At 54.1% G+C, this 977-nt stretch carries 3 protein-coding genes; all 3 read left to right on the top strand.

The features are described from left to right. Positions 1-200 precede the first annotated feature (200 nt). On the top strand, positions 201-416 hold the full coding sequence (locus CYR55_RS22975) for a hypothetical protein (RefSeq protein ID WP_101818596.1): 216 nt from the start codon (positions 201-203) through the stop codon (positions 414-416). A gap of 33 nt (positions 417-449) precedes the next feature. Further along, positions 450-761 (top strand): hypothetical protein, encoded by a 312-nt coding sequence (locus tag CYR55_RS22970; RefSeq protein WP_101818595.1) that lies wholly within the window; start codon positions 450-452, stop codon positions 759-761. A 2-nt stretch (positions 762-763) separates the two neighbouring features. After that, a partial coding sequence (locus CYR55_RS22965) for a hypothetical protein (RefSeq protein WP_146001048.1) occupies positions 764-977 on the top strand: 214 nt, incomplete at its 3' end.

Below are 977 nucleotides of genomic sequence, written 5' to 3'. Positions count from 1 at the left end.
CTCTGCGCGATGTGGTGATGCTGGATGTGGACGAGCTGGAAAAGACAAAAGGCCTGGGCAAGAAAACCGCCCAGGAGCTGCATGAGCATTGCTATTCCCTGGTTAATGCCTGGGAGCGAGAGAACGGTGCGATTGAAACCCGCTACGGCAAATAACCCCCTTTGTGGCCGGCATTCAACCGGCCATTTTTATGAGAAGACATGCCCCAAGCAACCGAGCTTTTTTACCTGGAAAACCGCTGGCATCAGCAGTGGTTTAACGTCATGCAGCCGCTTTGTGATATGCGGTTTCCCTGCACCAAAACGGACTGGATGACGGCCAGGGATCACCGTGCCACCAGCCGCAAAAAGGCGGCACAAATTTACCCCCGCGGTAACGCCTGGCGTCAGCTGGTAGCCCTTCACCAGGAAGCCTGAGCGCCACCCTTTGTCCAACCTTAAGGAGTAACGATGTCCCAAAAACTGACATTAGATGCAATGCTGTTTTGGATCTTTGAAGAAACGAAAGATATGCGCCTGACCAAGGCTGCCGACGGTAGCGCCCAGCTGGCCATTACCGACAAACAGGATGAAAGTCACACGTTTAGCGGCACCCTGGCGAACGTTGTGATCGCGGCGTACACCGAGATCTCCCCGGATGCCGAGCAGGACGCGCATACGGATAAGGTGCGTGATTTGTGCTCCAAGCTGACTTTTGGTCTTTTCGAAAACTCCCTACAGCACCAGGCACATCAGGCGCTTTATGAGACGGTGAGTTCCTGATCATGGCTTTCGAAAAGATCCATAACGGCTATTCCATCGAGCAGATTTTCTGGTGGGTAAAACGCCTGGCGTATAATGTGTCCCTGCGCGTTGAAGCTGAAGAATACCGCCTGGTGTTCTCCCATAAATCCTGTGGCACCCAAGAGCTTTATGGCTCTCTGTGGGTTGTGGCCAAGAATGCCATTGAAGCCCTGGGCAGCGCCGTGCGCCGCGCAG

It is taken from the genome of Chimaeribacter californicus (genome assembly GCF_002858675.1).
Taxonomy (GTDB): domain Bacteria; phylum Pseudomonadota; class Gammaproteobacteria; order Enterobacterales; family Enterobacteriaceae; genus Chimaeribacter; species Chimaeribacter californicus.
Note: the sequence above shows the minus strand (reverse complement) of the source record. Positions and strands in the feature narration are given on the sequence as shown.